The sequence below is a fragment of the uncultured Mailhella sp. genome, from assembly GCF_905187505.1.
In the GTDB taxonomy this organism is placed as follows: Bacteria; Desulfobacterota; Desulfovibrionia; order Desulfovibrionales; family Desulfovibrionaceae; genus Mailhella.
In genome coordinates this window covers 52,055-58,450 of sequence record NZ_CAJJIC010000003.1, presented here as the reverse complement: position 1 = coordinate 58,450, position 6,396 = coordinate 52,055, and the positions used below count along the sequence as shown (strand labels likewise).

Sequence of the window (6,396 nt, the reverse complement as noted above, 5' to 3'; positions counted from 1 at the left end):
GGAGAGCCGGACACAGACTTGCAAAGACTTCCGAATCGCACCTTCTGCCGTCATGAAACCCCTCTGAGCGACGGTGACGGCGCGCCGTCACGTGCTCCTGCCGGAAAGACTACGTCCGTCTCTTCCCGCAGGCGACGCCTACTGAAGAATGTCGCCTTCGTCTTCCCACACGGCGCTCAGCATGGTGCGCACGCCGAAGCCAGTCGCGCCCTTGGCGTTGATGGGATTTTCTGCGTTGTCCGCAGCGGCCATGTCGATATGGGCCCAGCGGACGTCTTCCTTCACGAACTGCTGGAGAAAGACCGCGGCGTTGATGGCTCCGCCCTCGCGACGACCGGAGTTCACCATGTCGGCGCACGCGCTTTTCAGCGAGGCCAGTCCGGCGTCCGTCCACAGCGGCAGACGCCAGTTCCGTTCGCCGAGGTTCATTCCGGCCTCATGCAGCAGGGCGGCCAGGGCATCGTCGGAAGAAAAGAGCCCCGCGGCATCCATGCCGAGAGCCACGGCACAGGCGCCGGTAAGCGTGGCTATGTCGATGAGGCGGAAAGGCACATACACGTTCTGGGCCCAGCAGAGCGCATCGGCAAGCACGAGCCGCCCCTCGGCGTCGGTGTTCACGATTTCCACGGACTTGCCGTTTTTGGCGACAACGATGTCGCCGGGACGCGTGGCATGACCGCCGGGCATGTTTTCCGCACAGGCCATGATGCCAACCACGGGACGCTTCGGCGCACAGGAGGGGGCAAGGCGTCCCAGCGCCTCCATGACGCCGAGCACGGCGGCCGCGCCGGACATGTCGCCCTTCATTTCCTCCATGCCCTTGGCAGGCTTGAGGCTGATGCCGCCGGAATCGAAGCACAGCCCCTTGCCCACGAGCACCACGGGGTCACGGCCCTCCGCACCGCGGGGAACGTATTCCACCACGGCCATGCGCGGCTCTTCGGCCGACCCCCGGGCCACGGCGAGATAGGCGTTCATGCCCTCGCTCTCAAGATCGGAAGGCCCGAGCACCCGCAGCGTCATGCCGTATTTGACGGCCACCTCCCGGGCCTTTTCGGCAAAGGCGGAAGGCGTCATGACATTGGCAGGATCGTTGGCCGCGTCGCGGGCAAGCATGATGCCGGCGGCCTCGGCCTCGGCCATTCTCGCCGCTGCGCGCACGCCGTCTTCCACGAACTCCCCTTCCAGCATGAGCGCCAGCCAGCGAGGATCGTCGTGTCTGCTCTTTTCGCTCTTCCAGCGCTCGTAGCGATACAGGGCAAGGAATGCGGAAATCACGGCTTCGCGAGTCAGAGTTTCCAGGGCCACTCCCATTCTTTCCGCCACGCGGGCAAGCGATGCGCCGTCAAGACCGACGGTGGCAAGATCATACTCGCGGCAGAGACGGACCGCTCTGCCCACGGCATGACGGAACACGGTCAGATCCGCCTTGTCCACCCTGCCCAGCCCCGCACCGAGCACACGGGAAATCTCCATGGCCTGCGGCCCGTAGAACATGACGAGCTCATCCCGGTGTCCGCGAAAATCGCGCCATGCCGGGGCTATGCCCAGCCAGAGAGCGCTCTGCGAAAGGACCGGGCAGGCTTCTTCCACGCCCTCGCCTTCAAAAACGAACGTGATGACAACATCGGCCTTCCAGCGGGAAGGCCCGCCGGTCTGAAATCGGATATCCATGCGACTACCTCAACAAGTCATTATTAATAAAAACGGTCCTCCGGAATCTGAAGACGCGGAACCGTAAACATCATGAATGCGGACGGCGACGTTCCCGACGCGCTCCCGGAGAGGAAAAACGCTGCTTTCTGTCGTCAGCGGATTCTTCCGGCTCCTTGCCAAGCCCCACGGCACGCCGCAGGGCCGACACCTCGGCGTCGGAAAGCGGACGCACCCTGCCCGGCGCCAGAGAGCCGAGCTCGAGGGGACCTTCCTTCACCCTTTTCAGACGAAGAACGGTAAAGCCCACGTCGCGGCACATGCGGCGTATCTGACGGTTGAGCCCCTGATGCAGCACCATTTCCAGAAGCACTCCGCGCCCTGACGACGACAACACGTTCACTTCCACCGGCGCCAGCCTGTCGCCTTCCGCCAGCGTCATGCCCCGGCGCATGAGAGAAAGCGCCGCGGACACCGAGGATTCTCCGCGTTCCGGCCTGACGAGGACCTGATAAACCTTGGACAAATGCCAGCGCGGATGGGTAAGCCTGTGCGCGAGCTCCCCGTCGTCGGTGACAAGAAGCAATCCTTCGGAAAAGAAATCAAGCCTGCCCACGGGAAAAAGTCGCCGCCGGTTCCACGGCTCCGGCACAAGATCAAGAACGGTTTCCCGCCCCTCGGGATCGCTGGCCGTGGACACGACGCGCACGGGCTTGTTGAGCATGAGCCAGCAGGAATCCGCCCGTTCATCCTTCAGCGTTACGGTCCGGCCGTCCACAGACACGACGTCGCCGGGCAGCACCCTCTGCCCCGGACTTTCCGCAGGCACGCCGTTGATGCCGACTCTGCCGGCAAAGACAAGTTCGTCGGCTCTGCGGCGCGAGCATACTCCGGCATCCGCAAGAGCCTTGTTCAATCTGATACCTTCCGACACGTGCTGCATCTCCTCAATGGGGGCAATCTCATTTCCCCCGGAAAAAAGTCGTCTTTCTCCACTGGAACATCGGGATAATGTGGGCTATCATACCTTCCGTCAAGAGTATTCGACAAGGCCGTCCCTTTTTCCCATCATAAAGAACAAGGCAAGAACAAAGAATCATGCATCTGCCCCCAGCCTTTACCTCCGCGCTTTTCTCCCATCTGTATACCGCCATCTGCGCGACCCTCCGCATACAGGAGGAAAACCGCGAGGAAGTAGACTCCATCCATGCGGGGGGGGAACGACTCATCTTCTGCCTCTGGCATGACGAGCTCTTCTCGCTCATTCCCGTCTCCCGCCAGCTGCGCGTGGTCTCCATCGTCAGCCCGAGCTCGGACGGCGACATGCTGGCCCGCATTCTCGCCTCCAAGAACGTTGGAGCCGTGCGGGGTTCCAGCACCCGCGGAGGCGTGCGGGCCCTGCTCAGTCTTGCCCGCATGATGAAAAACGAGCAGGTGCACGCCTGCATCACCGTGGACGGTCCCGCGGGGCCGCGTCACAAGACCAAGGAAGGGCCCTTCTTTCTGGCCAACCGCACCAACGGCCGCATCATGCCCGTACGCATCTACGCAAGGAACGCGCTGCGCTTTCCCACATGGGACAGATTTCAGGTTCCCCTGCCCTTTTCCAAAGTCATCATCCGCTTCGGCCACGCCTGGGGGGAAGGCTCGAAGGAAATTCCCGACATTGAAGAGGAAACCATGCTCAGGGCCAGCGCCCGACTGGAAAAGGAACTTCACGAGCTGGCCGTGGGGCTCATTCCCGGAGTCACGGCATGACGCGCTCTGAACGCCTGCGCTTTCACCTGCTCTGCGGAGCGGGACACGTTCTGCGACTTCTGGGCTTTCCCGGAACGGCCTTTCTCGGCAACCTGACAGGCCGCATCATCTGGCGCTGCGTGCCTTCCCGCCGTCTTCTGGCCGTCGCCAACATCATGAGACATCTCGGCATGGACAGAGAATCCGCAGAACGCACGGCCAAAGCGAGCTTCTGCCATACCGGCCGTTCCTTTCTGGAAATACTGCTTACCGGCAAATTCGGCATGGACTCCCCCAGACTGCGCATCGAGTCCCCGGAACTCATGCAGAAGCTGCGTGAATGCGACCGCCCCATCGTGGCGGCCACGGCCCACTACGGTTCGTGGGAACTGCTCGCCTCCATGCTCGGCCAGCTCTACGCTCCGCCGCGTCCGCGCATGGTGGTGGTGCGCCGCTACCACGATGCGGCGGTACAGGCATTCATCGCCTCATGCCGCGAAGCCACGGGCGCCGACATGATAGGACACCGGAACGCTGCCATGAGCGTCATACGCGCCCTGCACAAAAAAGGCATCGTGGCCTTTCTCGTGGATCACAACACCTCGAGCTCCGAAGCGGAGTTTCTGCCCTTTCTCGGTGAAGTTGCGGCCGTGAACATGGGGCCCGCGCTTCTTGCCGTGCGCACCAAAGCCCTTGTGTGGCCTGTGGTGCTCATGCGTGAAGGCCCGGACTATGTCTTCCGCCTGAAGGATCCGCTCGATACCGCCACTCTGGAAGGCACACGTGAAGAACAGATCAAACAGGCTGCAACCTTCTATACGCAGGCCATAGAAGGCTTCATTCGTGAAAATCCGGAACAGTGGTTCTGGATGCATGACCGCTGGAAAACCAAGGAACACGTTAAAAACTGAGCCTTTGAAGCCGATATCGTCCGACAATGGACATGTCTAGTGTGCACATGTCCAAAAACAGGACACAAAAGAGGCCCTTTTCCGAACCGTATCCCTGATTTTTCAACCTTTTTCAAAAAAATAATAGCTGGCACAATTATTGCATGAGCATTCCGGTACAATGGTACAAATTTCTCAAGGGAGTGGCTCATGGCTTTTTCATTGACAAGGGAAGGAATCAAACCCTTCGCCAAAGCTCTGGCACTGGCGCTGGCACTGTTCCAGATCTGGTTCACCTCTGGCTTCGGAGTACTGGACGGTTCCATGATGCGCGTCGTCTTTGTGGCGTTCATCACGGCACTTATTTTCCTGTATATCCCATGCCGAAAATTCGATAAGGGCGAAAAGGAGCCCACTTGGTGCGTGCTCCTCGACTTGTGCCTGGCCCTGCTCGCCCTGTCCGTTGCCGTGTGGTACGGCATGCATCTGGACGAAATCACGACGCGCATGCGCTACATCGACGAGGTTTCGACGTCCGCCAAGTTCTTCGGCTGCGTCACCGTGCTTCTGGTGTTTGAAATCACTCGCCGTACCACGGGCTGGGCTCTGGTCATCGTGTCCGGCATTCTGGTTCTCTACACCTTCTTCGGCGACATGCTGCCCCGCGCCGTCAAGCACACCGGCTTCGACTTCGGCACCATCGTCGAACATCTCTTCCTGCTGAACGAAGGCGTGTACGGCATCCCGATCGGTACTGCCACCTCAACGCTGTTCGGCTTCATCATGTTCGGCACCTTCCTTGAAAAGTCCGGCATGAGCTCCATCTTCATGGATCTGGCCTGCTACCTCACCCGCAACTCGCAGGGTGGTCCCGCCAAGGTGGCCATTTTCGCCTCGGCCCTGTTCGGCACCATTTCCGGTTCCGCGTCGGCCAACGTGTACGGCACGGGCATCTTCACCATTCCGCTCATGAAGAAGGTCGGCTATCGCGCTCCCTTCGCGGGCGCCGTGGAAGCCGTGGCCTCCACCGGCGGACAGCTCATGCCCCCCGTCATGGGCACGGCCGCCTTCCTTATGGCCGACCTGTCCGGCGCCGGTTATCTGGCTGTGGCCAAGGCCGCTCTCATCCCTGCCATCCTGTACTATCTCTCCCTGCTCTTCATGATTCACTTTGAAGCCGTGAAGTACAACCTCGGCAAGCTTGATCCCGAGATGGTGCCTTCCGGCAAGAGCATTCTGCGCCGTCTGTACTACCTGCTGCCCATCGGCGTGCTCATCGCCCTGCTCGCCATGGGACGCAACGTGGTCTTCTGCGCCAACGTGGCCACGCTGAGCATCATCATCCTCGGCATGTTCCGCAAGGAAACCCGCTTCACCTTCCGCAGCTTCATCGAAGCCCTCATCGCTTCCTCCCGCGGCGCCCTCATGGTCTCCGCCTGCTGCGCCGCCTCCGGCGTCATCGTGGGCACCCTTTCGCTCACCGGCATCGGCTACAAGTTCATCAACCTCATCACCATTCTTGCCGGCGACAGCATGATCCTGCTCATGGTGATGCTCATGCTCACCAGCTTCGTGCTCGGCATGGGCGTGCCCACCACCCCGGCCTACATCGTGGTCGCCACCCTCGGCGCTCCCGCCCTCATCAAGGCCGGCGCCCCGGTGCTCGTGTCCCACATGTTCGTGTTCTACTATGCCATTCTGTCCTTCATCACGCCCCCTGTGTGCGTGGCCGCCTTCGCAGGCGCAGCCATTGCAGAAAGCAAGGCCATGGAGACAGGCTTCATAGCCATGAAGCTCGGCATTGTGGCCTTCATCGTGCCGTACATGTTCGTGTTTGAACCCGCGCTTCTCAGCATAGGTTCCACCGGTGAAATTCTCTGGGCGGCCACCAGCGCCATCGTCGGTGCCATCGCCATTGCCGGCGGCATGCAGGGATACCTTCTTGCCAACGCGACCATCCTCGAGCGCATCATGCTCCTAGCCGCCGGCGTGTCCTGCATCTATCCCGGCCTGTATACCGATATGCTCGGCTTCGGCCTTCTGGCCCTCACCATCGTTCTTCAGCTGATCCGCCGCCGCTCTTCCGGAGCCCGGCCCCAGCAGGCATAACCATCTT

At 61.1% G+C, this 6,396-nt stretch carries 5 protein-coding genes; 3 read left to right on the top strand and 2 right to left on the bottom strand.

Going from position 1 to position 6,396, the window contains the following annotated elements; genetic code table 11:
- Positions 1 to 138 precede the first annotated feature (138 nt).
- Both QZZ60_RS01050 and QZZ60_RS01045 read right to left on the bottom strand, forming a co-directional pair.
- A complete protein-coding gene (locus QZZ60_RS01050; protein ID WP_295636581.1) occupies positions 139 to 1,674 on the bottom strand; it encodes a M17 family metallopeptidase in 1,536 nt (511 codons plus the stop codon).
- 70 nt (positions 1,675 to 1,744) lie between these two features.
- The gene (locus tag QZZ60_RS01045; protein ID WP_295636578.1) at positions 1,745 to 2,587 is read right to left on the bottom strand and encodes a pseudouridine synthase; all 843 of its coding nucleotides are present in this window, start codon (positions 2,585 to 2,587) and stop codon (positions 1,745 to 1,747) included.
- 164 nt (positions 2,588 to 2,751) lie between these two features.
- Here QZZ60_RS01045 and QZZ60_RS01040 point away from each other — a divergent pair, with 164 nt between their 5' ends.
- From QZZ60_RS01040 to QZZ60_RS01030, 3 genes are all read left to right on the top strand, one after another.
- Positions 2,752 to 3,411, top strand: a complete 660-nt coding sequence (locus tag QZZ60_RS01040) for a lysophospholipid acyltransferase family protein (protein WP_295636575.1) — start codon at positions 2,752 to 2,754, stop codon at positions 3,409 to 3,411.
- Positions 3,408 to 4,301, top strand: coding sequence for a lysophospholipid acyltransferase family protein (locus QZZ60_RS01035; protein ID WP_295636572.1), 894 nt, complete (start codon positions 3,408 to 3,410; stop codon positions 4,299 to 4,301). The genes QZZ60_RS01040 and QZZ60_RS01035 overlap by 4 nt, the downstream gene beginning before the upstream one ends.
- Before the next feature lie 189 nt (positions 4,302 to 4,490).
- Positions 4,491 to 6,389, top strand: a complete 1,899-nt coding sequence (locus QZZ60_RS01030) for a TRAP transporter fused permease subunit (protein ID WP_295636569.1) — start codon at positions 4,491 to 4,493, stop codon at positions 6,387 to 6,389.
- Positions 6,390 to 6,396: the final 7 nt, after the last annotated feature.

Bases quoted from the DNA above. Each gene is read 5' to 3' on its own strand.
- QZZ60_RS01035 (WP_295636572.1), top strand. From the start codon at position 3,408: ATGACGCGCTCTGAACGCCTGCGCTTTCACCTGCTCTGCGGAGCGGGA.
- QZZ60_RS01040 (WP_295636575.1), top strand. From the start codon at position 2,752: ATGCATCTGCCCCCAGCCTTTACCTCCGCGCTTTTCTCCCATCTGTAT.
- QZZ60_RS01030 (WP_295636569.1), top strand. From the start codon at position 4,491: ATGGCTTTTTCATTGACAAGGGAAGGAATCAAACCCTTCGCCAAAGCT.
- QZZ60_RS01050 (WP_295636581.1), bottom strand. From the start codon at position 1,674: ATGGATATCCGATTTCAGACCGGCGGGCCTTCCCGCTGGAAGGCCGAT.